Below are 26,284 nucleotides of genomic sequence, written 5' to 3'. Positions count from 1 at the left end.
GGCTGGCGTGATGACCACACGTTTCGAGAAGTCCGGGCCTGGGGCCCCTCCAGAGGTCAGTTGTACTTGTTGCGTCCTGCCATGACGCCGCCGTCGACATCCCAGATTGCGCCGGTGACCCAAGAAGTCTCGTTCGACAGCAGATGGACGATGGTCTGCGCAACATCCTCTGCGCGGCCCACGCGGCCGAGTGGATGGAACCCGTTGAACCCCTGGAGCGCACCGTGAACCTGCTCCTTTGGGATGAAGCCTTCGTAGATGGGGGTCTCGACGACAGCGGGCGAAACAGCGTTGACGCGGATGCCATGTCCGGCCAGCTCCATTGCCAGGTGCTGCGTCAGCGAGTGGAGTCCTGCCTTGGCCATCGAATAGGCCGAGGATGGCGTGGCCTGGATGGCCTGCCTGGCCCACATGGAACCGACGTTGACAATCGCGCCCCCCTTGCGCAGCGCGACCATGGAACGGGCGACGGCCTGCGTGATGAAGAAGAGCGCCTTGTTGATGTCGAGGTACAGGTCGTAATCGCGCTCCTCGTGCTCCAGGAATGCCTTCGGCAGGAAGACACCCGCTGCGTTGACCAGCAGCGTCGCGTCGGCGTGGTCCTTCTGCAACTGGGCCACCAGGGCCTGTCTCTCCGTGCCGGATGTGATGTCCGCGCGCAGGCCCTCCACAGGGCCGGACGAAGCCAGCTCCGCGACGGCGGCCTGGAGCTTGTCGTCTCGATGCCCGATGACGACGGCTCGACCGCCCTCCTCAAGGAGGAGACGAGCCACGGCCTTCCCCATCCCACTGGTACCGCCCACAACGATGAGCTTCTGATTGGTGAATCGCGCACTCATTGGAAATGTGCTCCTTTGCTGGTCCTGGGTGAATGTCGGGCCGCCGCGGTCGGCGGCGGCCCGACATGGAAGGCGTCAGGCGGCCTGGTAGATGCGGACTTCCGGGGCGGCGTCGAGGAGTGGCTTCAGCGCGCTCACGACGTCGGCGGTGAACAAGTCGCTTTGGAGGTAGGCGTTGGCCTGCTGCGCAGTGTCGAATCCATGGAGCACTTGCACGTCCTCGTCACGCACGAGCAACTCCTTCAACTTTGCGCCGACGACCTTCTCGAGGAATGGCGCCTTGTAGCGCTTGTACACGTCGGCGGCCGCGGGCCGGTTGGTGGGAGAAATTTGCAGGGTGATCTGCAGGTAGACCATCGGTTTCCTCCGTCTTGATGTCTGTGTTACGTGAAAGAACAACTATCCATTGTGGGGTTGCCTCGACGTCGGCTCTGGGCTCCACTCCGAGCCAATGCCGGCGCGTCAGACGCTCCTCACATTGGGGCGACGAAGGATTCATGCTCCCGGGGCCTCGTGGCGGCAATCGAGATGTTCTTGGCATCCAGCAAAGGAAATCTTTACCGCCCATGAATGTGCCCGAACACCTCAACGCCCTGCGCGCCTTCGAGGCGAGTGCCAGGCACGAGAGCTTCTCTGCCGCGGCCGCCGAGCTTCACGTGACTCCGGCGGCGGTTGGACAACTCGTGCGAAGCCTCGAGGAGGCGCTCGGCACGCCGCTCTTCCATCGGAGCACGAGTGGGCGCAAGCGGTTGGTCCTCACTGAGGCTGCCCAGCGGGCGTTGCCGGATATCCGCGCGGGGTTCGAGCGGCTGAGCGTCGGAGTTGCGAGGCTGAAAGAAGGCTCGCCGGTCGGGGTGCTGACGGTGACGGTCAGCCCCGCCTTCGCGGCCAAGTGGCTACTGCCGCGCCTGGAGCGTTTCCAATCCGCATGGCCAGAGCTGGACGTTCGGCTCGATGCGTCCATCGACCTGCTCGACTTCGCCGCGCGTGGTGTGGATATCGGTGTTCGCTACGGAGCGGGGGACTGGCCCGGGTTGGTCTCGGAGAAGCTTTTCGACGAAGAGGTCTATCCCGTCTGTTCCCCTGCGCTCCTTCGGCAGGGCCGCCGTCTGCGTCGGCCTTCGGACCTGGGCGGCGTACGACTCATCCACGACCGCTCCGTGGATTCCCGGGCGGGATTCGCCACGTGGGATGCCTGGCTTGAGAAGGCGGGGGTGAAGGACGTCGAGACGAAGCGAGGCCTTCGTATCAACAACTCCGCTGCGGTACTTCAGGCAGCAATCGACGGGCAGGGCGTGGCGCTGGCTCGCAGCATCATGGCGCATGACGACGTCGCGGCCGGACGGCTGGTGCGCCTGTTCCCGGAGGTCGAGTTCCCTTCCAGACTCGCCTACTACGTCGTCTACCGACCCGAGTGCGCCACTCTCGCGAAGTTGGTGGCGTTTCGTGAATGGCTCGTTCGCGAAGCGTCCTAGCCCCTGTCGGTGAGCGCGTTGGCGTTGCATCGAGCAGGGGCCGTCAGGCCGCATGGGCCGTCTCCGAAATGGAGGCGCCGATACTCGTCGACGGCCTGACCCGCCTGGCTCCTTGAAGGCGCGAAGCCGGGAACTTTCGCGGCTCGAGGCCGTGTCCTCGAGGACATGAGCCTTGGCCTCCCCGGCATCTTCCTCGCGGGCCTGCTGACATTCCTGTCGCCCTGTGTCCTTCCACTCGTCCCGCTCTACCTGTCCTTCCTCGCGGGTGTGTCCCTGTCGCAGCTGCGGGAGGCGGGCAGCGGCGTGCGGCGGCCATGGGGTGTGGCGCTGGCGTTCTCGTTGGGGCTCGGCTCCGTGTTCGTCGTGCTCGGCATGGCGGCCACCGCCATGGGCGGGCTGCTCGCGGAGCATCGGAGCGGGCTCCTTCAGTTCGGAGGGCTCGCGCTCTTCCTGGTGGGGCTCAAGCAGCTTGGGTTCATCCAGATTCCCTGGATGGACGGTGAGGTGCGGCCCCTGCTCGGACGGGTGCGGCGGGGTGGCAGCCTGCTGGGCGCTTTCCTCTTCGGGGCCGCCTTCGCCCTGGGGTGGACGCCGTGCATCGGGCCGGTGCTCGGTGGAGTGCTCACCTATACCGCCTCCTCCACGTCGGAGCCCCTCATGGGGGCGCTCTACCTCGGCACCTATGCCGCGGGTCTCTCCGTTCCGCTGCTACTGGTGGCGGCCGCCGCTCCGGTTGCGCTGCGGTGGATGGAGCGCGCGAAGCGGCACCTGCGCAAGTTCGAGGTCGCCACAGGGGTGCTGCTCGCCGGGTTGGGGGTGCTGCTCTTCACCGACTCGTTGGCGTTGCTCGTGCCCTCGGCGGAGGGGGGAGAGGCTTCCGCCCCCGTGATGGAGCGTCGCGCCTCGTCCGCGCCGGCCGCCTCGGAGCCGGCGTGCACTTCCGAGGAAGGTGGCGATGGCACGTGCGCGCTCCCGGAGGAGGGGAGTGTCCCATCCTTCATCGGTCCGTCCGCGCTGGCCCGGGTTGAACGCCCGACGATGGTGGAGTTCGTGAGCCAGAGCTGCCCCGTCTGCCAGCGGATGGAGCCCACGGTGGCCCTGGCCGAGCAACACTGCTCGGGAAAGGGCGTTGAGGTTCTCCGCCTCGATGTGGGGACAGCGGAGGGCCGGCGGGCCGCGGCCCAATATGGCGTTCGCGGCGTTCCCACGTTCCTCTTCCTGGACGCCGCGGGCCAGGAGGTGGCGCGCCGCGTGGGTGAGCAATCCCTGACCTCCCTCTGGCAGGGACTGGAGGTCATCGCGGGCGGCCGCTGTGCGGGGCTCCTCCCGTAGACGCCAGTCGCTACGGCGCAGCGAGCAGCGCCTCCAGGCGCCGCGCGTAGAACCCACGCGAGCGCTCGCCGTTGACGGCTGCCACCACCACGCCCTCTCGGTTGATGAAGACGGTGGCGGGCACGGTGGAGATGCGCAGCGGGCCCAGCACTTCCCCCTTCGCCGTGGCCACGGTCATGCGCACTCCCAGCTCGGCCGCAGTCTGGCGGTTTCGCGCCTCACTGGGATTGAGCGAGAGCGCGAGGAAGCCGACGCCGCGCGCCTCGTACTCACTCCTCAGGGCTTCGAGCTCGGGCAACTCCCGAGCACAGGCGTGTCAGCCTGGGGCCCACACGTTGATGACCCAGGGACGGCCCAGCAGCGCCGCTCGGTCGATGCGCTCTCCCGCCAGCGTCTCGGCCCGCAGGGTCTCCGGCACCGGCGTGCCGGGGCGGTCATAGCGGTCATTTCGGTCACACGCTCCCTGCATCAGGGCGAGCGAAAGCAGGAGCGGGAAGCCAAGGAGACGGCGCATGGGTTTCTCTATGCACACGGAAGCACGCCCGCGCATCTTCTTTCCGTGCGGGAGTTCCGGCGGTCGGGGTGTTCCGGAAGGACAGTTCCATCAGGAGCTCTGTTGGTGGAACGGGAGCCCTTCGGCTCGCTGCTCGTGTATATGCCTCCGCTCCTCCTTCCTCTGGAGCCGATATGAGCGCCCTGCCCGCGTGCCCGAAGTGCAACTCCGCCTACACGTACGAAGACGGCAGCCTCTACGTCTGCCCGGAGTGCGCGCATGAGTGGTCGACCGTCGCTGCCGCGGCGCCGGGGGAAGAGAAGCGCGAGGTGCGTGACGCCTACGGCAACCTGCTTCAGGACGGCGATAGCGTCACCGTCATCAAGGATTTGAAGGTCAAGGGCTCGTCGACGGTGGTCAAGGTCGGCACCAAGGTCCGGAGCATCCGCCTCGTCGACGGCGACCACGACATCGACTGCAAGATCGACGGCATCGGTGCGATGGGGCTCAAGTCGGAGTTCGTGAAGAAGGCGTAAGTGGGCTTGCGCCGCTTCCGTGGATACCCTGGACGAGGCAGGGCGGTGTCCGACTTGACGGAAGGAAAGTAGCCGCGAACCGTCCCGGGCTGCACTAGAAGAGGCTGCCAGGTGCACCGCACCCCGTCCCTGGAGCCGCCCCACGTGCAGCCCTCAGCCCCCCAACGTCATCGAGAGCCGCCCCGCTCCTGGTGGACGCGCTTCCTGGACTTCATGGAGCTGTCCTCTCCCGAAGGGCGCTGGGGGCTGGGGCTCGTGCTCAGCCTGCTCGTCATCGGCTTCTGGCCGTTGTTGCTGCTGGCTGTCCTCGACGTGAGCGGGACGCCGCGCAAGGTGCTGGTCGCGCTGGGGCCCGCGTCAATCTGTCTGGGGTTCGCCCTGCTCATCCTGGTGTGCGGCTACCGGTATGGTGAGTCGCTCCGGTGGTCGCGCGCCCAGACGTGGGGGCTCGCCGCGCTGTTCCTGGGCATGGGCCTCGCGGGTGGCGCGGGGCTCTGGTTCAGCGAAGGCTGAGCGCGCGCTCCTTGCGAGGGCGCCCTCAGCCCTCCTGCTCGGCGCCTTCGAAGGTGACCTTCGCCTTGTTCATGACGTGCTCCACCGCGAGCAGGTACCAGCCCATCTCGGCGAGTTGTTTCGTCGTCTCGGGCGACTCGCGCAGGGCGGCGTGCGCATCCGCGGCGGTGAGCCCGAAGGGCTCCAACTGGTCGCGCACCAACTGCTCGAGCTTCTCCGGGGTGAGCTGAAGCTTCTGCTCCTCGGTGATGGCCTTCAGCACGATGCCGATGTGCAGCCGACGCTCGACGTCCGCGCGCGTGGTGGGGTCCGTGAGCCAGCCCTCGAGCGCTTCCCGCTGCTCGTCGACGTCGAACTGGTGTTCGAGCATGCCCTGGCCCTCGGCCTGGACCCAGCGGCGGCGCAGCTCCTCGTCCACCAGCGCGCGAGGCAGCTCCACCGGAGCACGCCGGGCCAGCTCGTCCAGCACCATGTCCCGCGCCTGGACCCAGAGCTGTGCCGCCGCCGCGTCCTCCAGCTCGTCGCGCAGGTGGGGCATCACCTCGCCCAGCGTGCCGCCCAGCCCGAGCTTCTCGAGGAACTCGGGGGCGCTCTCCGGTGGCAGCGTCACCTCATGGGCGGCCAGGACGTCCACCAGGAAGCGCGCGGGCTTCCCCTGGAGCGCCTCCACGGGGTACGTCTCCGGCAGCTCCAGGGCAATCTGCAGGGACTCGCCCACCTTGGCACCCTCGGCTACGGACTCGCTGAAGCCGGGCAGGGCCTCGATGGGGGCCAGCTCCGTCGTCATGCCGAAGCGCGCGGAGAAGGGGATGAGCTTTCCGTCGCAGTAGCCCACGATGTTGAGCCGCACCTCGTCGCCCAGCTCCAGCGACTCGCCGGGTTGACGCTCGCGCGAGGTCGCCAGGGCGCGGCGCTTCTCGTGGAAGGCGCGCAGCAGGTCTTCCTCGGTCAGGTCGTCCGGGGTGGGGACCCGCACCGAGATTCCCTCCAGGGAGGGCGCCTTCACGGTTGGAAGCTCGAGGGCCTTGGCGGAGGCGAGGCTCACCACCGGGCTCATCTTCAGGAGGCGCTCGACTCCACGACCTGGTCCTTGCGTCCCTTGCTTGCGGCTCACGAATGCTCCCGGGAGATAGGCCTGCCAGCGCCCGCGCCAATGGGGGGAAAAGCGACGGCTCGGCATGGACCAAGGCATAGTCCAGCCGAGCCGCTCTGACAAACCCCGAAGGGTGGGGCGCTGCTCTAGAAGAATGCGCCCACGATGCTGGACACCGTGGAGACCGCGGCGCCCACCTGGCTGACAATCGGGATGTTGGTGGCCGCGGCGACCGAGCCCACCGCCGTGATGACGGACGTCACCTTCTTGCCCGTGCTCGCGTTCTTGTCCATCAGCGTCGCGCCAGCGTTGGCCACGTCGACCGCGGCGATGGCCACGTTGACGCCCGGGGCGAACCGGCCCAGCGCCTTGGCGGCGGTGCCGGCGGCGGCCTTCGCGCCCTGCTTGAGGGCCGCCTCACCGGCCTCCTTGCCCGCCGTCTTCAGCGCGGCCTTGGCGGCCTGGCGCGTGCCGCTGCCAGTCAGGCCCTGGGCCAGGGTGCTGGTCGCCTTCGCCGTCTCGGCCGCGGCGGACTTGACGGCCCGGCTCACGCCCCTGGCGGTGCCACCCTCGAAGATGCCCTTGGTGGCGGTGTCCTTGACGGCCTTGAGCACGTCGTCGCTGGCGTTGGGGAGCGCCTTCTTGAAGGCGTCGACGGCCTTCTTGCCGGCCTCCAGCTTCTCCTTGAAGACGGTACCGCCGAGCACGCCGCCCATCACCTTGCCGCCGACGATGCCGCCCGTCGCGGCGGACAGGCCCGCCTTGGTCGCGTCGAGCGTCGAGCGCGTGGCGGTGATGATGTCGTCCTTGCTACCGGTGCGGATGGCCTGGCGGATGTCCTTGACGGCCGTGGCGCCCGACATCACCGCGCCAGGGATGCCCGCGTAGCGCGCGGCGGCCTTCATGCCGGCGCCCAGCTTGGTCAGGCCCTTGAACTCGCCCGCGGCGTAGGTGGGGTTGCTGACGAACGCCCGGTTGGCGCCGGTCAGCAGGCCCTCAGCGCCGTTCTTGATGTTCTTGATCTGCTGGAAGGCGTCCTTGCCGTACCCGAAGGCCTTCGCGCTCTGGGTGGCAACGGCCGTGGCGCCCTTGATGAGCCCCTTGTTGTCCTCGACGGTCTTCTGGACGTCCTTGGCTACCTTCTGGACGTTGGCGCGGGCAGAGTTGAAGGTCTTGCGGATATCGAAACCCATGGTGGGCCTCTCGAAATTGAAATGGACGAAATCGTAGGGATTATCGCGATCACCCCGCCGGAGTTGCGTCGGGACCGACAATCCCGAAGATACCTCAAGGGCAGCGCCCATGGCGGCGCTGGGGAGCAGCTGTCCCGAAGCTGAACCATGCTCTCCGGGTCCTCTTGGCGAACTCCGACGCGCGTCCCACTGTCCCAAGGCTTCGAGCCGGGGAGGAGAGGACATGCGAGCAAGGAGTGGATGTGCTCTGGTGTGGCTGGGACTGGCGGGATGTGGGGGACTCCCAGCCGAAACTGTCGAAACAATCGAAACTGGCGAGGTCACCGCGCAGGCATGTCCCGCCAGCGTGGCCTCGCGCGTCAAAGTCGTCGTTCCACCGGGGTCCGGCTCCTCCGTCAACGGGCCCTACCCGGAGTTCCTGGTCGACGTGCAGGGGCAACTCTACTTCGCCACCAACTTCTTCGACGGACGCGCCGTCTTGTGGCGCAGCAATGGCACGGAGGCCGGCACCGTCCAGGTGAAGTCGTTTCCCCCCGCCTCCGTGGCAGACCCCCGGATGAGCAGCCTGGTTCCGGTGGGAAACAAGGTCTTCTTCCAGTTCGATGATCCGGGCACCGGGAAGGAGTTGTGGGTCAGCGACGGCACCGGGGCAGGGACCCACCTCGTCAAGGACGTGACGCCCGGCCCCGCCGGCACCCGGTTCGCGTTCACCGCCGCGCAGAACGGGCGGCTGACCTTCATCCGCGAGTGGGCGTTCGCGCCCGGCAATCCCCAGGTGGAGGTGTGGCGCTCGGACGGGACCGCGGCGGGCACGGTGGAGGTGGCGAACTTCGGCACGCTCGGGGAGCTCGTCGCCCCGACGATGCTGGGCAACACCCTGCTCTTCTTCCTGGACACCGGCACTGGCACCTCGCTGTGGCGCTCGGACGGGACCACTGCGGGCACGGTGCATCTGGGGAACTTCGGTCCCCTCGCGACCGACCGATACACGTCGTTCGAGGTGGGCAATGCCTTGCTCTTCTTCGTGGTCACGCCCGGTCAGGGCACCTCGCTGTGGCGCACCGACGGCACACCGGCCGGCACCACCTGGGTCAAGAAGCTGGATGCGCAGGCGGTGCCCATCGAACAGACGGGCTTCGCCGGGAACCTGGGCCTGTTCCTGTTGAGAGACGGCCCCAACACCGAGGTGTGGAAGACGGATGGCACGCCGGGAGGCACCGTCCGCCTGGAGGCGTTCGGCAAGTTCGTCAACCTGCTCGGTGCGCTGAACACGTCTGTCTATCTGTATTCGATGAACCCCAGCACGAAGCGGCTGCGCATCGAAAGTGTCTCCCTATGGGGTGGAGGCAAGACCTCCGTCACGACCCTCCCCAATCCCTATTCGGACCAGGAGGGCGCGTACCCCAGCGTGCAGCGGACTGCGACCTCCGGCGGGAAGCTCTACTTCTCCGTGGCCATTGGCACCTCGGGCCCTGCGCCACGGGAGGTGTCGCTGTGGGCGTTGAATGGCGCGGCGGCGACGGTCCAGCTCTCCCGCACCCTGAGCACGGGCGACGAATACGCCTCCCCGCTGTTCCCCACGGGCACGGGCCCCGTCCTCTTCGCCGCGTCGAAGGGTGGCTCGGGCACCGAGCCCTGGTTCACCCAGGGGAGCCCGGCGACCACCGGCCAGCTCGCGGAGATCCGCCCCGGAGCGGGCTCCTCCGTCCCCGATGGGTTCACCCTCCTGGGCAACCGCATCTACTTCCGCGCCGTCGACGACACGAACTCCTTCCAGTTGTGGTCCATGCCCGCCACCTTCTCCTGTCCCGCGGGACTGGCTGAAGCGGAGTAGTCCCCGCTGCGGCGAGCGCAGCGACAGCGTTGGCAACCTCTCCTCGGATGGCTGCCTGAAACTCGGGCTCAAGGAGCTGAGCCGATTGGGGTGTATGTGAAATGCATTGCGTCGGATGCGCCGACGGCGCCGCGATGGATGCGGCGCCAAAGCAACGCTGAGGACGATGCCCCTTCTTCAGGGCACTGAGGCTGGGGGCAGAGCAGGCCGCCTCGCGGACGCAATCGAGCGCTACCGCCGCGCACTGGAGTTCGACCCGAAGAACGCCGACGCTGTCCGAAGCCTCAAGGAGCTCGAGCAGCCCGCGGCCAAGGCTCCCTGAGCTCCTGCTCGGCGCCTCGTGCCGCTGACACCTGGCCACGCTGGGCGTGACGCAGCGCGGGCGACGTCACGTCACCGTGACACTCGACTCAGCTCGCCATCTTCGGGCCCGACTCCCCGTTGCTGGCGCTCCTTCTGGCTGACATAGGAATCTCTTCGGGTCGTTTCACGTTCGTTTCTTCGGCGGCTCGTTTCCCGTGAGGCAAGGCTGTCTCGACTTGGACGAATTCACCGGAAGGGTGGCCCTGGTGCGCGCGTGAGCTCGTCACGAAGGTTCTCCTTGCGCACGGCTCCCGGATGGCTGGGAGTCCTCTTGTTCCTCCTGTTGTGCCCTGCCGTCGCGCCGGGGGCTCAGGAGCTCGGGTTGATGCAGGTGGGCGGCGCGCGCCCCTTCCAGGCCGAGTACATCACCGAGGTCCTCTACGACCGGGTGGGGCTGCTCTGGATAGGAACTCGCGAGGGCCTCTACCTCCACGACGGCCAGCGTTTCCGCAAGTTCCAGTACGAGCTGGGCAACCCTGCTTCCCTGGCAAGCAACGCGGTGCGCACCCTGCACGAGGACGCCCAGGGACGGCTGTGGGTCGGCACGATGACGGGTGGCTTGAGCCTCGTGGACCGGGCTCGCTGGTCCTTTCGGCACTTCCGTCACGACTCCAGCAACCCCGCCAGCATCCCCCATGACGGCGTGTTCACCCTGGCCGACGCCGATGATGGGCGCCTGTGGGTGGGCACCCACGCGGGACTCGCGCTGCTGGACCCGGAGACGGGAGTGGCGGAGCGGATTCCGCTCCAGCCTGGCGGGGGCCAGGAGTTCGTGATGGCCCTGAAGCACGACCGCACGGGGGCGCTCTGGGTGGGCACGCTCGCGCGAGGCCTGTTCCGACGCGGGCCCGGCGCCACGACGTTCGAGCCCATCTCTTCCGAAGAGCGAGGCCCTGGCTCCAGGGACATCTTCAGCCTCGCGGTGGACCCGGACGGCGGGATGTGGGTGGGCACCCGTGAAGGGCTCTACCGGGTAGAGCCCGACGAGGCCTACCTGCGCCGCGCCCAGCTGTCTCCACCGGAGCTCGCCCAGAAGGTACAGGTCGTCACGGAGCTCGAGCCCGATGGACACGGGACGCTGTGGATTGGCTCCTTCGGCGGTGGACTCCTCCGCGTGGACACGGCGACGGGCGAAGTGCGTGAGGAGCGTCTCCCGTCCGCGGGGCCTGGCTACGAGCACCGCATCGACGAAGGCGCGCTCACGTTCGATGCCGCTGGCAACCTGTTCATCGGCACGTTCGGGATGGGCTTGTTCTACGCGCCCTTCCGGCAGGAGACCTTCAGGACCCTGCGAGGAAGGGCCGGGGACTCGGCCTCCGGGCTGACGAGCGAGGACGTGTGGGCGGTGATTCCGGATGGCGACAGCCACCTGCTCGTGGGCAGCTTCGGTGGAGGCGTGGACCGGGTGGATGTTCGCTCGGGGCAGGCCGTCCCACTGCCTGGGCCCGTGTTGGATGGTGTCGACACTCGAGGCGTCCTCAGCCTCCTGCTCACCCGCGACAGGGAGCTGTGGGTCGGCATCTCGATGGGCGCCTATCGCCTGGACCCGGCGACAGGCCAGTTGCTCAAGTTCTACCGTCGCACGGAGCGCGGGGCGAGCGACCATCCTGGCTTCGTCAACACGCTGCTGCAGGACGCTCGTGGCCACGTCTGGCTGGGCAGCGGGGGACAGGGGCTGCAGCGCTACCGGCCGGAGACCGATGACTTCGTGGCCTTCCGTCACGAGCCCTCGAATCCTCGCTCCCTCTCCGATGACTTCGTGACGGTGCTGATGGAGGACCGGCGCGGGCGCTTCTGGGTGGGAACGCGCTCGGGCGGACTCAACGTCTGCTCGGCCAGCGAGGACGCGGTGGAGTGCATGCGTCTGGGCGCTGACTCGAAGCTGCACCTGAGCCACTACTACGTGAGCACGCTCATGGAGGACCCTTCGGGCGCCATCTGGGTGGGGACCGTGGGCGGAGGCCTCCAGCGGGTGTCTCTCGACGACTCCGGGCTGCCGGTGTCCGTGGACCTCTGGACGAGCACCGACGGGCTCATCGACAACAACGTGATGGGCATGGCGCGTGCCCCCGACGGGGGCATCTGGGTGGGGACTCGCGCGGGCCTGTCACGGCTGGACGTGGCCACGGGGGCATTCGAGAACTACGCCGCCTCGGATGGTCTGCCCACTGACGCGTTCAACCCGGAGGCGGTGACGCTCCTGGGCGGCCGGCTCTACTGGGGGAGCTCGAAGGGACTCGTGGACCTGGACCCCTCGGTGCGCCCGCCCCGCGAGCCCTCGCCGCCGCTCATCCTCACCTCCATCGAGGGGCTGGAGTCGCACGCTCTCCCGAACCAGCCGGTGTGGGACCTCCCTGGCCTGGAGGTCCCCTGGCGCCAGCCATTCTCGCTCGAGTTCTCGCTGCTCGACTATGCGCGCAACGGCGTGGAGTACGCCTATCGCTTCACGGCGGAGGAGCCCTGGCTCTCGCTGGGGACGCGCAATCAGCTCTCGTTCCACTCGCTCCCTCCGGGGGAGCACTCGCTGCGGCTGCGCGCGCGCAGCCCAGGCCGAGACTGGGTCGAGATGCGTCCGTTCACCCTCCGCGTGGCGCCGCCCCTCTGGCAGCGGACCGATGTGCGCTTCGGCGCGCTGGCGGTGGTCCTGCTCTCGGTGGTGGTGGGGCTGGTGTGGCGGACTCGGCTGCTCGTCGGACGCAACCTCGCGCTGCGCACGTTGCAGGCGGAGCGCGAGCAGGCGCTCGAGGAGGCAGAAGCCGGGCGTGAGCGCCTGCGCCGCCTCACCATGCGGCTGGAGGCCGTGAAGGAAGAGGAGCGCAAGCACCTCGCCCGCGAGCTGCACGACGAGTTCGGCCAGGCGCTCACGGCGGTCAAGCTCAACCTCGGGTTGATGAACACCTCCGCGAGTCCCTCGGTGACGCGCCTGCCCGAGGTCGTCGCGCTCATCGACCGGCTCATCGGGCAGGTGCGGGCGCTCTCCGTGGACCTGCGCCCGCCGCAGCTCGATGAGCTCGGGCTGGTCGCCGCGCTCGAGTGGTATCTGCGCGAGGTGGCCCGGCGCAGTGGCGTCGAGCTCGTGTTCACCGCGTCGTCGGCGCCTCCCTCGCTGAGCAAGGGGCGGGACATCGCCGTCTTCCGCATCATCCAGGAGGCGGTCACCAACGCCCTCCGACATGCCTCCGCGCGCCGCATCGACGTGCGGCTGGAGACCGTGGGGCGCGTCATCCGGCTCGAGGTGCGGGATGACGGCAAGGGGTTCGACGTCAACCAGGTCCTCACGGGCCGGGGGCCGGGCAGCTTCGGCGTGTTCGGGATGCAGGAGCGGGTGCGCGACTTGGGGGGACACTTCGAGGTGACCTCGCGTCCGGGGGAGGGGACGCGCGTGGTGGCCGAAGTGAGGGCGGACGTGCGGGAAGACTTTTCCGGAGGACCAGATGCGCGTGTTGCTGACGGATGACCACCAGTTGGTGCGGGCGGGCCTGCGTGCACTGCTGGAGTCGCTGGGTGGGGTGACGGTGCTCGCCGAGTGCGGCGATGGGCATGAGGCCCTGACGCTCACGGACAAGCTGCAGCCGGATGTGTTGCTCCTGGACCTCTCGCTGCCGGGGCTCAATGGCATCGAGGTCGCCCGGCGCGTGCCGAAGCTGAGCCCCTCCACGCGGATCCTCATCCTCTCCATGCACACCTCGGCCGAGTACGTGGCCCAGGCCTTGCGCGCGGGTGTGGCGGGCTATCTCGTCAAGGACTCGGCGGTGGAGGAGCTCAAGGTGGCGCTGGAGTCCGTGAGACAGGGCCGCACCTACCTGAGTCCCGCCATCTCACAGACCGTGGTGGAGGGCTTCCTGCGCATCACCGACGAGGAGCGGCCCGCGGCGAATCCGCTGGACCGGCTTACCTCGCGGCAGCGGGAAATCCTCCAGCTCATCTCCGAGGGAAACGGCACGCGCGCCATCGCCGAGCGGCTGCAGGTGAGCGTGAAGACGGTGGAGGCGCACCGGACGCAGTTGATGGAGCGGCTGGCCATCTATGACGTGCCCTCGCTCGTGCGCCTGGCGGTCCGGTATGGGCTCGTCCCGGGAGAGTCGTCGTGACGTAGGGGATTCCTGAGGGGCGGTTAGGGGGCTCCCCGATGGTGGGGCTCTCCGACGAGGCCGTAGGGTCGTCGTGCGTCCCAAACCGTCATGGAGATCCCCCACCCATGAGACTGATTTCACGCTCCTCCGTCTCCAGCGCCGCGCTGGTGGGCCTGCTGAGCGTCGTGCTCACCGCCTGCGGCTCCGACCCGAAGCCCCCCGGTGAGCCCGATGCCGGAGGCGGCGAAGTCCCGTCCTACTCCGTGGGCGGAACGCTGTCGGGCCTGCGTGACGGCACCCAGGTGGTGCTGCACAACGGCGACGAGTCCCTGCGCGTCACCACCAATGGTTCCTTTGCCTTCAGCCAGAAGGTCGCGCGAGGTGCGGCCTACGCCGTCACCGTCCAGACGCCGCCTGAGGGCGCCTCCTGCACCGTGGAGAGCGGCAGCGGCACGATGGGCAACGCGGACGTCACCAGCGTCGCCGTCACCTGCGGCACGAACACCTATCCGGTGGGCGGTGTCGTCTCTGGTCTTCCCGAGGGGGCCTCGCTCGAGCTGCGGAACAACGACGGGCCCCTGCTCACCGTCTCCGCGAATGGGCCATTCCAGTTTCCCGCGGAGGTCGTCGACCTCGCCGGCTACTCGGTGACGGTGCAGTCGTCTCCGGAGGGCCATGATTGCGCAGTGGAGCGCGGCGCCGGCACGGTGATGGGCTCGGCTGTCACCGACGTGGCCATCGCGTGCGCGGCGCGCACCTTCGGCGTGCGCGGCTCGCTGTTTGGCCTGACGCAGGGGCAGTCGGTGGTGCTGAAGAACAACGGGGGCGATGCCCTCACCATCACCGCCAGCGGGCAGTTCGCCTTCGCGACGCCGGTGGCCTTCGGCGCGAGCTACGACGTCACCGTCGAGGCGGTGTATCCGGTGGCCTGCACCGTGAGCCGGGGGACTGGAACCATGCGCAACCAACCGGTGACGAACGTGAGCGTCAGCTGCAAGACGACACGGTTCTCGCTGGGTGGCACCGTGACGGGCATCCTTCCCGCAAGCTCGGTGGAGCTCACGAATGGCACGGAGTCCATCCGCGTCAACGCGGACGGCGCCTTCGCCTTCGTCGGGCCGGTGGATGACCTGAGTGGCTACTCGGTGACGGTGCGCTCGCCGCCCATGGGCCAGGCCTGCGACGTGCGCAACGGGACGGGCACCGTGAGCGGGGCGAATGTGACCAGCGTGGTCGTGACGTGCTGGGCGTTGGAGTATTCGGTGAGCGGAAGCGTGGCGGGACTCTCGGGGGGACAGTCGGTGGTGCTGAAGAACAACGGAGGGGATGCGCTCACCGTTGCGTCAAATGGCTCCTTCACTTTCCCGACGCCGGTGTCCTACTGGAGCACGTATTCCGTCACCGCCGAGGCTCGCTACCCGCTGGTCTGCAGCGTGCCGAATGGCACGGGTCGAATCGGGGTAGGGGGCATCGCGGACGTGGTGGTCTCCTGCACCACGCGGTCCTTCACCGTCGGAGGTGAGGTGGCGGGGCTCGTCGAGGGAACCGCGCTGGAGCTGTGGAACAACGAGCAGGAGCGTCTCACCGTTTCCACGAATGGGCCCTTCGTCTTCCTCCAGCCGGTGGCGGACCTGAGCGCCTACTCCGTCTCGGTGAAGACCCAGCCGGAGGGGCAGTCCTGTGAGGTGCGGCAGGGCACGGGCACGCTGGGGGGCGCGGCCGTCACGAGCGTGTCGGTCGTCTGCTCGCCGAGGTCCTATCTCGTGCGCGGCACCGTGGCGGGGCTGGGGGAGGGGCAGTCGGCGGTGCTGAGGAACAACGGAGGGGATGACCTCACGGTCTCCGCCGATGGAGCCTTCGCCTTCCCGACGCCGGTGGCCTTCGGCGCGACCTATTCCGTCACGGCCCAGGCGACCGCGCCGCTGGTGTGCACCGTGTCGAACGGTACGGGCACGATGGGCGAGGGGGACGTCACCCACATCGAGGTGCTCTGCGGCACGGCGTCGTATCCCGTGGGTGGCACCGTGAGCGGCCTGGCCGAGGGCGCCATGCTCGAGCTCCAGAACAACGGCGACGAGGTGCTCCCGGTTTCGGCCAATGGTGTCTTCACCTTCGCCCAGCAGGTCGCGGAGCAGGGCAGCTACTCGGTGACGGTGAAGACGCAGCCGGAGAACCAACGCTGCGCCGTGAGCTCCGGCGTGGGGACGGTGAGCGGTGCGCCCGTCACGGACATCGTCGTCACGTGTGAGAACGTCTACCAGCTGCGCGTCAGTGTTTCGGGGCTGACCGGCACGCTGGGGCTGACGTCCGGCACGGACGCCCTCACGGTCGCCACCGACGGGGAGTCTTCGTTCCCGCTGCCGCTGCGTCCTGGCGAGGCGTATGCGGTCGAGGTGAGCCGTCACCCGATGGGACAGACCTGCGAGGTCTCGGGCGGAACGGGCACCATGGGCGAGGCCGACGTCACCGTCATGGTGGTCTGTGAGGCGAACGCGATGGTGGTCCGGGTGGGCGCGGGCGCCGCGGCCCTCAACACGAATGCCACGGAGGTCTTCATCGATGAGTACCGCCCCATGGGTGGTGCTCCCGTGCGCACCTTCGCCATTCCCGCCTCGAGCGCGGCGGGGGCGGCCCGCCTCACGGTGGCCGGCAGTGATGTCCACCAGGGTTTCCTCTCGCGCTCGGGCAATGGTCGCCTGCTCACCTTCACGGGCTTCGATGCGGACGTGGGCCTGGCGAACGTCTCGGGCACGGCCGCAACGGAGACGCCTCGGGTCATCGGGCAGCTGGACCTCGCGGGGACCTTCACCCTCCCTGTGCGTCTGAGCGATGCCTATGACCGAGACCAGGTGCGCTCGGCCTCGACGGTGGACGGCACCGGCTACTGGCTGTCGGGTCGAAGCGGCGGCATCCGCCATGCGCTGCCTGCCGAGAACACCACGGTGTCCACAGCCATCTCCACGGGCGTGGAGGACACCCGCTTCGTGGGTCTGTTCGACGGCCGCGTCTACTTCTCGCTCGGAATCCCTCCGAGCCCGAATCCCCAGGGCTACAACCAGGGCATCCTGACGTTCCCCACCGAGCAGCCCACCGCAGCGGTCGCGCCGAACCAGCTCCCCTCGCTCTCGACGACGTTCAACGCGTCCGGCTTCGCGCTGCTCGATGAACGTCCCGAGGTGGCCGGTGTGGACACCGCTTACGTGTCCATCAACCTCAACCAGAATGCGAGCCAGGGCGGGACTCCGGACACGTTGCGCCTGGAGAAGTGGACCTTCGACGGGGTGAGCTGGAGCAAGGTGTCCAGCTTCGTGCCCACCTTCGCCGTCGCGGGGACCACCACCGTGCGTATCGCCACCCATGGCGTCTCGGCGGTGCGGACTCCCCGAGGAGTTCGCGTCTACGTCACCACGTACCAGTCGGGTGGTGGTGGCGCGGGCAACCTCCTGGTGTCCTTCCTGGATGATGGAAGCTCGTTCACGCCGTCCGTGCATGTCGTGGCCACGGCGCCGGCCAACACCAGCTTCCGGGGCGTGAGCGCCAGCCCGCTGCCCTGAGTCGTGAAGCGCGCGGCATCAGCGCCCCTAGGGGGTTCCTGAGGGACTTCCAGGGGCGCCCCCGATGGTGCGCGCCACCCGAATCCGTACCGTTTCGTTTCCAACTCCATGGTTGCTGTTCGTCGTACGCGCGGCGGTTTGCTGCAGAGAGGTCCATCCATGTCAGTGCGTTCCCGTTGTCGTCTGCTTCACCCCGCGTTGCTGGGGCTGGTCGCGGCGGCAGTCCTTGCCGGCTGCAGTAGCGACAAGTCCTCCCCCACCGTGAAGTCCCTGCGGATTACGCCCGAGCGCTTTTCGCTCGCCGTGGGCATCGGCGCGGACGTCACCGCGACCGCCACCTTCTCCGATGGCAGCACGCGGGACGTCACGCGCGAGGCTTCGTGGTCCTCGACGGATGCCGCCATCGGTACGGTGTCCTCCGAGGCGGGCGCCGCGCCCCAGGTGCGCGCGCTGGCCAAGGGGCAGACGACGCTGAGCGCGACCTACTCCGACGTCTCCGCGCAGGCGCGGCTCGACGTGACGGATGCCACGGCTGTCTCTCTCTCCATCGAGCCGAAGGACTTGTCGCTCGCCGCGGGCCTCACGCAGCAGCTCGCCGCCACGGCTGCGTTCTCGGATGGCACCTCACACGGGCTCACCAGCGACATCACCTGGTCCTCCTCGAACGATGCGATTGCCGAGGTCTCCGAGAGCGGCCTGGTTCGCGCCGGCTCGCCCGGCGAGGCCACCCTCAAGGCCCGGTTCGGCTCGCTGGAAGCCACCGTCAAGGCGACCGTCACCGCGGCCGTCGTGACGTCGGTGGCGGTGACTCCGGGTGACGCCTCGATGGCTCGGGGCAGCACGCTGATGCTGACCGCCATGGCGACGCGCTCGGATGGCACGACGGTGGACGTCTCCAATGAGGCCACCTGGAGCTCCAGTGACGCGAGCATCGTGTCGCTGAACAAGCGCGTCGCGAGCGGCGCCGCGCTGGGGGAGGCCCAAATCACCGCGACCTTCGCGAGCGTGAGCGGCGGCACCGAGGTGACGGTCTCCGAGGCCGTCGCGCTCGCCGTCACGCCGGCGGCGAGCATGCTGATTGAAGGCCACCCGAGCCAGCTCCACGCCGAGGCCACGCTGTCCAACGGCCGTACCCAGGATGTCACCGCGAGCGCCGCCTGGACGAGCGACATGACGGACGTGGCCGTGGTCTCGATGACCGCGTCCACGCGTGGGCAGGTGACGCCGGTGGGGCAGGGCTCCGCCACCATCGCCGCGACCTTCAACGGACTTCGCGGTACCGCCCAGGTGAGCGTGTCGAAGCTGAGCATCTCCAGCGTCGTCCCGACGTTCCAGACGATGGAGGATGGGGTGGTCTCCTTCACGGCGCGGCTCACCAAGGCCCTGCCGCCCTCCACGCGACTGCGGTGGCGCGTGTCGGTGATTCGCCACAACCCGCCGGCCGATCTCCACCTGCCGCCCACCGACAGCCCCGTGGTGGGCCAGCCGGTGCGCTACTTCTCGGGCGCCGCGGGTGAGGTGGCCGACCGGCCGGAGACGTGGACGGGCGGCTCGGAGACCGACGCGAGCGGCGCGGCGTACATGAGCCAGGAGTCGGGCTTCGAGCTGGGGGCGACGGAGCTTCAGGGCGCGGAGGGCCACACGTACTCCTTCCGCACGCGGTTCGCCATCAAGGGCGACTACACGTTCAACGTCGAGCTGTTCGAGGTCGGCGCCGCGGGCGAGCTGGCTCGAATCGGGGATGCCGCGGAGCTGCACGCCACCGTGGGCACGATGCGCGCGACGGACGCCTCCGAGCTGCTGCTCTTCGCCGCCTCTTCCTCGGCGGAGGCCCAGACCGAGGAGGAGTCCTTCCCGCAGGCGTTCGCCGTGCGCCCGGATGGCTCCCAGTTCCGTCAAATCACCCAGGCGCCCACGCCGTTCTTCTCTCCGCGAGACGTCCACTCGGAGGTGATTCGTTCGCCGGACCGCAAGTCGGTGGTCTGGGTGGACGGGCGAGACAAGTTCGGGGGCATCTACTTCCAGGGGCTCCTCTACATCGCGGACGCGGATGGCGGCCGGGTGCGGCGCCTCACCCAGGCGAGCTCGTCGCTGTGCGGAGAGCGCATGCCGGAGTTCTCGCCGGATGGGCAGTGGATTTCGTTCATGCGGTCGTGCATGCGCGACCCGTACCCGGGACGTGATGGCCTCGAGTTCACCTTCATCATCCGCGCTGACGGGACGGACGAGCGGCGTGTCCTCATCAATGGCATCAACGACATGCCGTCGCCCACCCCCATCTGGCCGCTGGTCTTCTCCTCCTTCTCGCGCGACAGCAAGACGCTCTACACGGTGCAGTACGCGATGAAGGGCGCCCAGCTCTGGGCCTACTCGCTGGAGGATGGGAGCGCGCGCTCCATCATCGACTTCTCCGTCCAGGGGCAGGAGATGGCCTCCATCATGCGGTTCCCGATGGAGCTGCCCAACGGCGACCTGCTGTACCACTACTGGAACGAGGACGTGAAGTCGGACACGTGGCTGGAGCGCATCAGGCCCGACGGCACGGGCCGCGAAATCGTGCGGCCCCTCAGGCGCGGCAGCAGGGGCGAGTTCCTCCAGTCCCTCTTCACGCTCTCTCCCGATGGCACGAAGGTCGCCTACACCGAACGGGACCCGGTGACGGGGACCAACACCATCATGGTGTCCAACCTCGACGGCTCGGAAGCCGTCTCCATGGGGAACCCTCCGGCCTACTTCGTGCGGCGCATCTTCTGGGCTCGCTAGCGCGCGTGCCGAGCACACCCATTCCTCTTTCGAGGTCCATCTCGTGAAATCACTCTTCAAGAACCTCGCCGGTGTCGCGCTGGCGTTCGCGGGCACGCAGGCGGGTGCCGACTCCCGTCCCAACTACGATGCACTGCTGGAGCGCTCGCCCGCTCCCGGAGCCCGCTCGCTCCTGGAGGACAGTGAGAGTCTGGGCGGACAGGTGCTGCACCGCGAGCCCCGGCTCGGCGTGCCGACCTTCGTCTGGGCCTCGCGGCCCGCGCAAGGTACGGCGTTTCCCCCGTCGCTTCGCGCGGCCAGCGACTACGCGCGGATGTCTCCGGCGACCGCGGCCCGGCTCCAGCTCGATGCGCTGGCTCCGTTCCATGGCGGCCGGTCGCTCTCGCAGGTGGGGACGTCGGTCGCCAGCGTTCGCCGGAGCCCGCTGGGCTCCTCGGTGGTGACGCTGCGGCAGGAGGTGGATGGTGTCGAGGTGTTCCGTGGCACCGTCAGCCTGCTCCTCGACAAGGAGAACGTGCTGGTGGCCGCCTCAGGTCACCTCTCGCCGGACGTGGGGCAGGGCAACAAGAGCCCCGCGCGCGCATTCCGGATGGGGGCTCCCCAGGCCGTGGCCGCGGCGTTCGCGGACCTGACGGGGCAGTCGCTCGATGCCGGCCTGTTGCGGCTCACGGGCGGGGCCTCGGGCCGCTACTCGCATCATGAGCTGGTCCCCTATGCCCGGCCGCTCCCGGTCGGGCTGCGCATCCCCGCTCGAAGCAAGCCGGTGCTCTTCCAGCTTCCCGAGGGACTGCTCCCCGCCTACTACGTGGAGCTGAACACGGGCGCAGCGGGCTCCTCGGCCTCGGACTACTACTCGTATGTCATCGCCGCGGAGGACGGCCGGGTGCTGTTCCGCAAGAACCTCACGGAGGACGCGGCGCACAGCTACCGCGTCTGGGCGGATGCCACGTCTCCGTTCACTCCGTTCGCCGGACCGTCGGGCAACTCGCACATCCCGCACCCGACGGGGACTCCGGATGGCGAAGTACCGCTCTTCGTCGAGCGCAACCTGGTGACGCTCGACAACGCGCCCTTCAGCCGCAATGACCCGTGGCTGCCCGTGGACGCCAAGGAGTCGGTGGGCAACAACGTGGACGCGTACGCGGACCTGGCCGCGCCGGACGGGTTCAGCGAAGGGGACATGCGCGCGGCCCTCTCAGGGCCCGCGACGTTCGACTATCCGCACAGCTTCAACCTGCTGCCGTACGAGACACCCCAGCAGATCCAGTCCTCCGTCACGCAGCTGTTCTATGTGAACAACTGGCTGCACGACGCGTACTACGACGCGGGCTTCAACGAAGCGGCGGGCAACGCCCAGCATGACAACTACGGGCGCGGAGGGCTTGGGGGTGACAGCATCAAGGCGGAGGCGCAGGACTTCGGTGGCGTGAACAACGCCAACATGTCCACCCCGGCCGACGGTGCCCGCCCGAGGATGCAGATGTTCATCTTTCCCGGAGGCACCGCGCAAAGCTCTGTCGAAGTGACGGCCCCCGAGAGCATCGCGGGACCGTATACGTTCGTCCCCTCGCAGTTCGCCCCCCGCGTGTTCTCGGTGTCCGGCCGCGTGGTCGAAGGGCTCGATGCGGAGAACGCCGACGGGCCATCCACGACGGATGGCTGCACCGCGCTCACCAACGCCGCGGAGGTGGAGGGGAACATCGTCCTCATCGACCGAGGCACCTGCAGCTTCCATCGGAAGGCACTCACGGCCCAGGCCGCTGGGGCCATCGGGGTCGTCATTGCCAATGTCGATGGCATGGACATGCCCGAGGGGATGGGCTTCGAGAACGGGCTCTCGCCGTCGCGCATTGGCGCGGTGCTGATTCCGAAGGGGGACGCGGACCGCATCCGGGGGAAGCTCACGGAGGGGGTGCAGCTCTCGATGATTCATCGCCCCGAGGGGGACCTGGACGGCACCATCGACACGAGCATCGTGGCGCACGAATGGGGGCACTACATCAGCAACCGGCTCGTCCATGACGGAGCGGGCCTGGGCACCAACCAGGCGCGCAGCATGGGAGAGGGGTGGGCGGACTTCCACGCCCTGCTGCTCTCGGTGCGCGAGGAGGATGCGCAGGTCGCCTCGAATCCGAACTGGACGGGCGTCTTCCCGGTGGGCGACTTCGCGACGCGGAACATGAGCGCGGATGCCGCCTACTTCGGGATTCGCCGCGTGCCCTACTCGGTGGACTTCCGCAAGAACCCGCTGACCTTCAAGCACATCTCCAACGGAGTCCGTCTTCCCAGCGGCGTGCCCTATGCCTTCGGAGCGGATGGGCGCAGCAACGCCGAGTACCACAACGCCGGCGAAGTCTGGGCGACCATGCTGTGGGAGTGCTACGTCGGGCTGCTGCGTGACTCCTCGCGGCTGTCGTTCAACGAAGTCCAGCGGCGGATGATGAGCTACCTCGTCACCGCGTACACGCTGACCCCGGCCTCGCCGACGTTCCTGGAGGCTCGCGACGCGCTGCTCGCGGCGGCCTATGCGGGAGACCCGGCGGACTACCAAATCTTCGCGGAGGCGTTCGCTCGGCGTGGCGCGGGAATCGGCGCGGTGGCGCCGGACCGGGCCTCCACGAGCCATGCGGGCGTGGTGGAGAGCTTCCGCACGGGCGCTGACGTGGCGTTCGTCTCGGCGGAGCTCACCGAGGACGGCAGCGAGAACACCTGTGACGCGGACGGGTATCTGGACAACGGCGAGAGCGGCGTGCTGCGCGTCACGCTGCGCTCCACGGGCACCGCCCCGCTGCAGGCAACGAGCATCAATGTCTCGTCGAACAGCGAGGCCGTGCAGTTGGCCAATGGCGGGGCGGCGAGCTTCCCCGCCATGGGCCTGTACGAGACGGCCACGGTGGAGGTGCCGGTGCGGCTCTCGGGCGCGGCGCCTCGCTCGGTGGTCCACTTCAACATCTCCTACCGCGATGCCAACGGGGTGGCTGCCAGTGACAAGACGGCGACGCTGACCGCCAAGGTGGAGCAGGACGAGCTCCCTGGAGCTTCGACGACCGAGAGTGTGGATGCGCGGCTGCTGCCCTGGACGATGACGTCCGCGATGGGCGGCGTCTCCTTCACCGTGAACGAGGATGCTGGGACGGAGCGCTCCTTCCATGGAGAGGACGTGGGGCGCGCCGCGGACTTCGCGCTCGTCTCGCCGCCGCTCCATGTGGGCAAGGCGGGCTTGTCGTTCACCTTCCGCCACCGCTACGCCTTCGAGACGTCGAGTGGAGAGTACTTCGACGGCGGTGTCCTCGAGCTGTCGGAGGATGACGGCCAGACGTGGACCGATATCGGAAACCGCATCACCTCCAACGGGTACAACGTCACGCTCACGAACTACGAAGGGAACGTCAATCCGCTCACCGGGCGCCGAGCCTTCGGCGGTGCGAGCTTCGCGTTCACGCAGAAGCAGATGGTGACGTCGAGCGTGAACCTGGGCACCGCCTTCGCGGAGAAGGTGGTTCGCATCCGCTTCCGCATTGGCACGGATGAGGCGGCCGGGGGCTTTGGCTGGTTCATCGATGACATCGCCTTCACGGGGTTGGCGAACACGCCCTTCACGGCGCTGGTGGACGAGCAGGGAGTCTGCACGACGGGCCAGGTGGATGCGCAGGCGGGCGAGGACCTGGCGGTCGATGAGCTGTCCGTGGTGCAACTGCGGGGCAGCGGCAGCAGCCTGGCGGGTGGTGCGCTCACGTACCGCTGGGAGCAGGTGGCGGGTCCCTTCGCCGCGATGAGTGGCGCGGACACGGCCACGCCCAGCTTCACCGCGCCGGAGGTGCTGGCCGATACCATGCTGACCTTCCGCCTGACGGTGCTGGACGGCGGTCTGCGGGACAGGGACACGGTCCAGGTGCTCGTGCGCCAGGTGAACAAGGCGCCGGCGGCGTCCGCGGGCACCGCGCAGACGGTGGACGAGGGGAGCACGGTGACGCTCCAGGGAAGCGCGGAGGACCCGGACGGCGACGCGGTGGTCAGCCAGCAGTGGACGCAGGTCTCCGGTCTGCCCGTCACGCTGACGGGCGCTGATACGCTGACCCCGAGCTTCACCGCGCCCGCGGTCGCCAAGGGGAGCGCGGAACTCGTCTTCCAACTCGTGGTGAGTGACGGGCAGCTGAGTGGCGAGGCCGCGCAGGTGAGTGTGACGGTGCGCCACGTGCCGCTCGCGCCCACCGTGAACGCGGGGGATGATGTGTCCACCTTCTCGGCGAAGACCGTCACGCTGACGGCCACGGCCGCGGACCCGGAGCAGGGGACGCTGACCTACGCGTGGAGCCAGAGCGAGGGCCCTACCGTGACGCTCCTGGATGCGACGCAGGCGCGTGTCCAGTTCACCGCGCCTGAGGTCTCGGCCGCCACGGAGCTCGTCTTCGTGGTGAAGGTCTCCTCGGAGAGTGGCCTGTCCGCCGAGGACCGGGTCACGGTGACGGTGAGCCCGGCGCCCCCGGCGCCGAAGGAGTCCAGCGGTTGCTCGTCCACCGGGACGACTGCCGCGCTCCCGCTGGCGATGGCGTTGCTCTCGCTCCTCGCGTGGAGGCGGCGCGAGGACTGACGTCGTCCTGACGTTGCATCGAGGCAGTGAAGAGGGGCGGTGGCACATGCGCCATCGCCCCTCTTGTTGATTCTCTCATGCGCGGTGTGTGCCCCTTCGGTCCTGCTCGGGAAGAGGGGCCGAGGTGAGCGACAGCGATGATGCGCGGGATGCGCGGCGACTCACTCGTTTGGAAGCCGAACTGCCTCCTGAGAGGGCTCCAGCGCATCGTCGCGCCGACCCATGACGCAGCGACCGAATTCACAATCCCTTGTGATTCAGGGGCTTAAGCACGAAGGCCCCGCGATTTTCACCGCGAGGCCCGTGTAAAACAAAAGGGCCCTACCGGTGGGTCGGGCCCTTAGTTCAGCTCTTCGAGCGAAGCCCTGCGCGAATTCGTTCCGTCAGAGGACTCAAGGGGCCGATTGAATCTCCGCCAACTACATTGCCGGTGACCTCTCGTCCACGTTGCCGCTCTGGCGGCGCTGCTCTACTTGAAGAGCGCGGAGAGTCGCGCATCGCGTGGGCGCGGAAGGTGGGGGGAGGCTGAATGGTAACCGCGCCCAGGAATGCCTAGCCCCTTCTCCGCTTCCACTGCCAGCCCGCCCATTTCCACAACACGCTCGGCGTGTAAGTCGCTGGGCGCGCAGTCCGCCTCGATGCGCAGGTCGTCCGGCTCGGCTTGGCACGCCCTGCGCCATGCGCGCGCAGCCTCTTGAGGGTGGGGGATGGCGCAGGCGGTGCCTTTGTGATTCCGACCCAAGCAGCCCGCGCGGACATGTACGCCTGGCAGTACTGCCCGAGTTGGAGGACTCATGATGATGCTGAGAAGCGAATGCTGGAAGTGCCTGGCGCTCGTCGTGGCCTTGCTATTCACCGGCATGGCTCATGCCCAGCAGCGCAAGGGCGCCCCACCCCAAGACGTGGGTATTGACACGGCGGATATTGAGCGGAGAACCGGCGCGAAGGGCGAGTTGACCGCCGACGAGGGCGTCTTCAAGGTGAATCTGCCCCGCACCGACCTCAAAGTGAGCGCGGCCGGCGTGAAGCTCACCCCGCCCCTCGGCCTGACCGCCTGGGCCGCCTTCAAACGCGTGGGGGACGCCACCATGGTGATGGGCGACATCGTTCTGCTTGAGGACCAGGTGAACCCGGTGATGGACGTGGCGCTCCAGAACGGGCTGGAGGTCACGGCCCTGCACAATCACTTCCTCTGGGACAGCCCCAAGGTGATGTTCATGCACGTGGGCGGCATGGGTGAGGCCGGCCAGCTCGCCGACGCGGTGGGCAAGGTGTTCGCCCGGCTGCGCGAAACGCGGGGCGGCAAGGGCCGGGTGCCACGCGCGTCCATCGACCCCGCCCGCTCGAAGCTCGATGCCGCGCAACTCGATGCGCTGGTGGGCCAGAAGGGCACCTACAAGGACGGTGTCTACAAGGTCACCGTGGGCCGCACCGTGCGCATACATGGGCATGAAATGGGCAAGGCGATGGGCGTCAACACCTGGGCGGCGTTCGCTGGCACCTCACAGCAGGCCGTCGTGGATGGGGATTTCGCCATGCTGGAGAGCGAACTGCAGCCCGTGCTCAAGGCCCTGCGGGCGGCGAACATCGACGTCGTCGCCATCCATAACCACATGACGGGCGAAGCGCCGC

Annotated in this window: 17 protein-coding genes; 12 read left to right on the top strand and 5 right to left on the bottom strand. The window is 68.3% G+C overall.

Translation table 11 applies throughout. The features are described from left to right. Positions 1–56 precede the first annotated feature (56 nt). Both FL344_RS15820 and FL344_RS15815 read right to left on the bottom strand, forming a co-directional pair. Positions 57–839, bottom strand: a complete 783-nt coding sequence (locus FL344_RS15820) for an SDR family NAD(P)-dependent oxidoreductase (RefSeq protein ID WP_141619116.1) — start codon at positions 837–839, stop codon at positions 57–59. A gap of 75 nt (positions 840–914) precedes the next feature. Then, positions 915–1,196, bottom strand: a complete 282-nt coding sequence (locus tag FL344_RS15815; RefSeq protein WP_194858356.1) for a hypothetical protein — start codon at positions 1,194–1,196, stop codon at positions 915–917. Between the two features lie 209 nt (positions 1,197–1,405). On the opposite strand from FL344_RS15815, the gene gcvA reads away from it, so the two are divergent. Together gcvA and FL344_RS15805 are read left to right on the top strand one after the other, a co-directional pair. Further along, positions 1,406–2,314 (top strand): transcriptional regulator GcvA, encoded by a 909-nt coding sequence (gcvA, locus tag FL344_RS15810; RefSeq protein ID WP_141589952.1) that lies wholly within the window; start codon positions 1,406–1,408, stop codon positions 2,312–2,314. A gap of 165 nt (positions 2,315–2,479) precedes the next feature. Further along, positions 2,480–3,646, top strand: coding sequence for a cytochrome c biogenesis protein CcdA (locus tag FL344_RS15805; RefSeq protein ID WP_141619115.1), 1,167 nt, complete (start codon positions 2,480–2,482; stop codon positions 3,644–3,646). A gap of 10 nt (positions 3,647–3,656) precedes the next feature. Here the strand turns inward: FL344_RS15805 and FL344_RS15800 are convergent, their stop codons facing one another. Continuing rightward, positions 3,657–4,160: a TlpA disulfide reductase family protein gene (locus tag FL344_RS15800; RefSeq protein ID WP_141619114.1), complete on the bottom strand. Its 504-nt coding sequence runs from the start codon at positions 4,158–4,160 to the stop codon at positions 3,657–3,659. Positions 4,161–4,333: 173 nt separating this feature from the next. On the opposite strand from FL344_RS15800, the gene FL344_RS15795 reads away from it, so the two are divergent. After that, the gene (locus tag FL344_RS15795; RefSeq protein ID WP_090493369.1) at positions 4,334–4,675 is read left to right on the top strand and encodes a zinc ribbon domain-containing protein YjdM; all 342 of its coding nucleotides are present in this window, start codon (positions 4,334–4,336) and stop codon (positions 4,673–4,675) included. Positions 4,676–4,819: 144 nt separating this feature from the next. Continuing rightward, positions 4,820–5,188: a hypothetical protein gene (locus tag FL344_RS15790; protein WP_228565086.1), complete on the top strand. Its 369-nt coding sequence runs from the start codon at positions 4,820–4,822 to the stop codon at positions 5,186–5,188. Between the two features lie 25 nt (positions 5,189–5,213). Here FL344_RS15790 and FL344_RS15785 read toward each other — a convergent pair whose 3' ends face one another. Together FL344_RS15785 and FL344_RS15780 are read right to left on the bottom strand one after the other, a co-directional pair. Continuing rightward, positions 5,214–6,233, bottom strand: a complete 1,020-nt coding sequence (locus FL344_RS15785) for a peptidylprolyl isomerase (RefSeq protein ID WP_228565085.1) — start codon at positions 6,231–6,233, stop codon at positions 5,214–5,216. 194 nt (positions 6,234–6,427) lie between these two features. Further along, entirely contained in the window at positions 6,428–7,474 is a 1,047-nt protein-coding gene (locus FL344_RS15780) for a hypothetical protein (RefSeq protein ID WP_141589957.1), read from the bottom strand. A 346-nt stretch (positions 7,475–7,820) separates the two neighbouring features. On the opposite strand from FL344_RS15780, the gene FL344_RS15775 reads away from it, so the two are divergent. From FL344_RS15775 to FL344_RS15740, 8 genes are all read left to right on the top strand, one after another. Continuing rightward, positions 7,821–9,308 carry a hypothetical protein gene (locus FL344_RS15775; RefSeq protein WP_194863125.1) on the top strand — a complete coding sequence of 496 codons (1,488 nt, stop codon included), beginning with the start codon at positions 7,821–7,823 and terminating at the stop codon, positions 9,306–9,308. A gap of 115 nt (positions 9,309–9,423) precedes the next feature. Then, on the top strand, positions 9,424–9,630 hold the full coding sequence (locus tag FL344_RS40025) for a tetratricopeptide repeat protein (RefSeq protein ID WP_141619111.1): 207 nt from the start codon (positions 9,424–9,426) through the stop codon (positions 9,628–9,630). A 312-nt stretch (positions 9,631–9,942) separates the two neighbouring features. Beyond that, the gene (locus tag FL344_RS15765) at positions 9,943–13,128 is read left to right on the top strand and encodes a two-component regulator propeller domain-containing protein (RefSeq protein ID WP_228565084.1); all 3,186 of its coding nucleotides are present in this window, start codon (positions 9,943–9,945) and stop codon (positions 13,126–13,128) included. Next, positions 13,106–13,762, top strand: coding sequence for a response regulator transcription factor (locus FL344_RS15760; protein WP_141619110.1), 657 nt, complete (start codon positions 13,106–13,108; stop codon positions 13,760–13,762). The genes FL344_RS15765 and FL344_RS15760 overlap by 23 nt, the downstream gene beginning before the upstream one ends. A 107-nt stretch (positions 13,763–13,869) precedes the next feature. Beyond that, positions 13,870–17,298: a hypothetical protein gene (locus tag FL344_RS15755; protein WP_228565083.1), complete on the top strand. Its 3,429-nt coding sequence runs from the start codon at positions 13,870–13,872 to the stop codon at positions 17,296–17,298. A gap of 159 nt (positions 17,299–17,457) precedes the next feature. Continuing rightward, positions 17,458–20,061 carry an Ig-like domain-containing protein gene (locus FL344_RS15750; protein ID WP_194863124.1) on the top strand — a complete coding sequence of 868 codons (2,604 nt, stop codon included), beginning with the start codon at positions 17,458–17,460 and terminating at the stop codon, positions 20,059–20,061. Between the two features lie 43 nt (positions 20,062–20,104). Then, positions 20,105–24,652, top strand: coding sequence for a myxosortase-dependent M36 family metallopeptidase (locus tag FL344_RS15745; RefSeq protein WP_141619108.1), 4,548 nt, complete (start codon positions 20,105–20,107; stop codon positions 24,650–24,652). Positions 24,653–25,446: 794 nt separating this feature from the next. Next, the coding region (locus FL344_RS15740; RefSeq protein WP_228565082.1) for an LppY/LpqO family protein at positions 25,447–26,284 on the top strand (838 nt) is incomplete at its 3' end.

The sequence above is a fragment of the Myxococcus sp. AB036A genome, from assembly GCF_006547355.1.
GTDB classification, from domain to species: domain Bacteria; phylum Myxococcota; class Myxococcia; order Myxococcales; family Myxococcaceae; genus Myxococcus; species Myxococcus virescens.
Note: the sequence above shows the minus strand (reverse complement) of the source record. Positions and strands in the feature narration are given on the sequence as shown.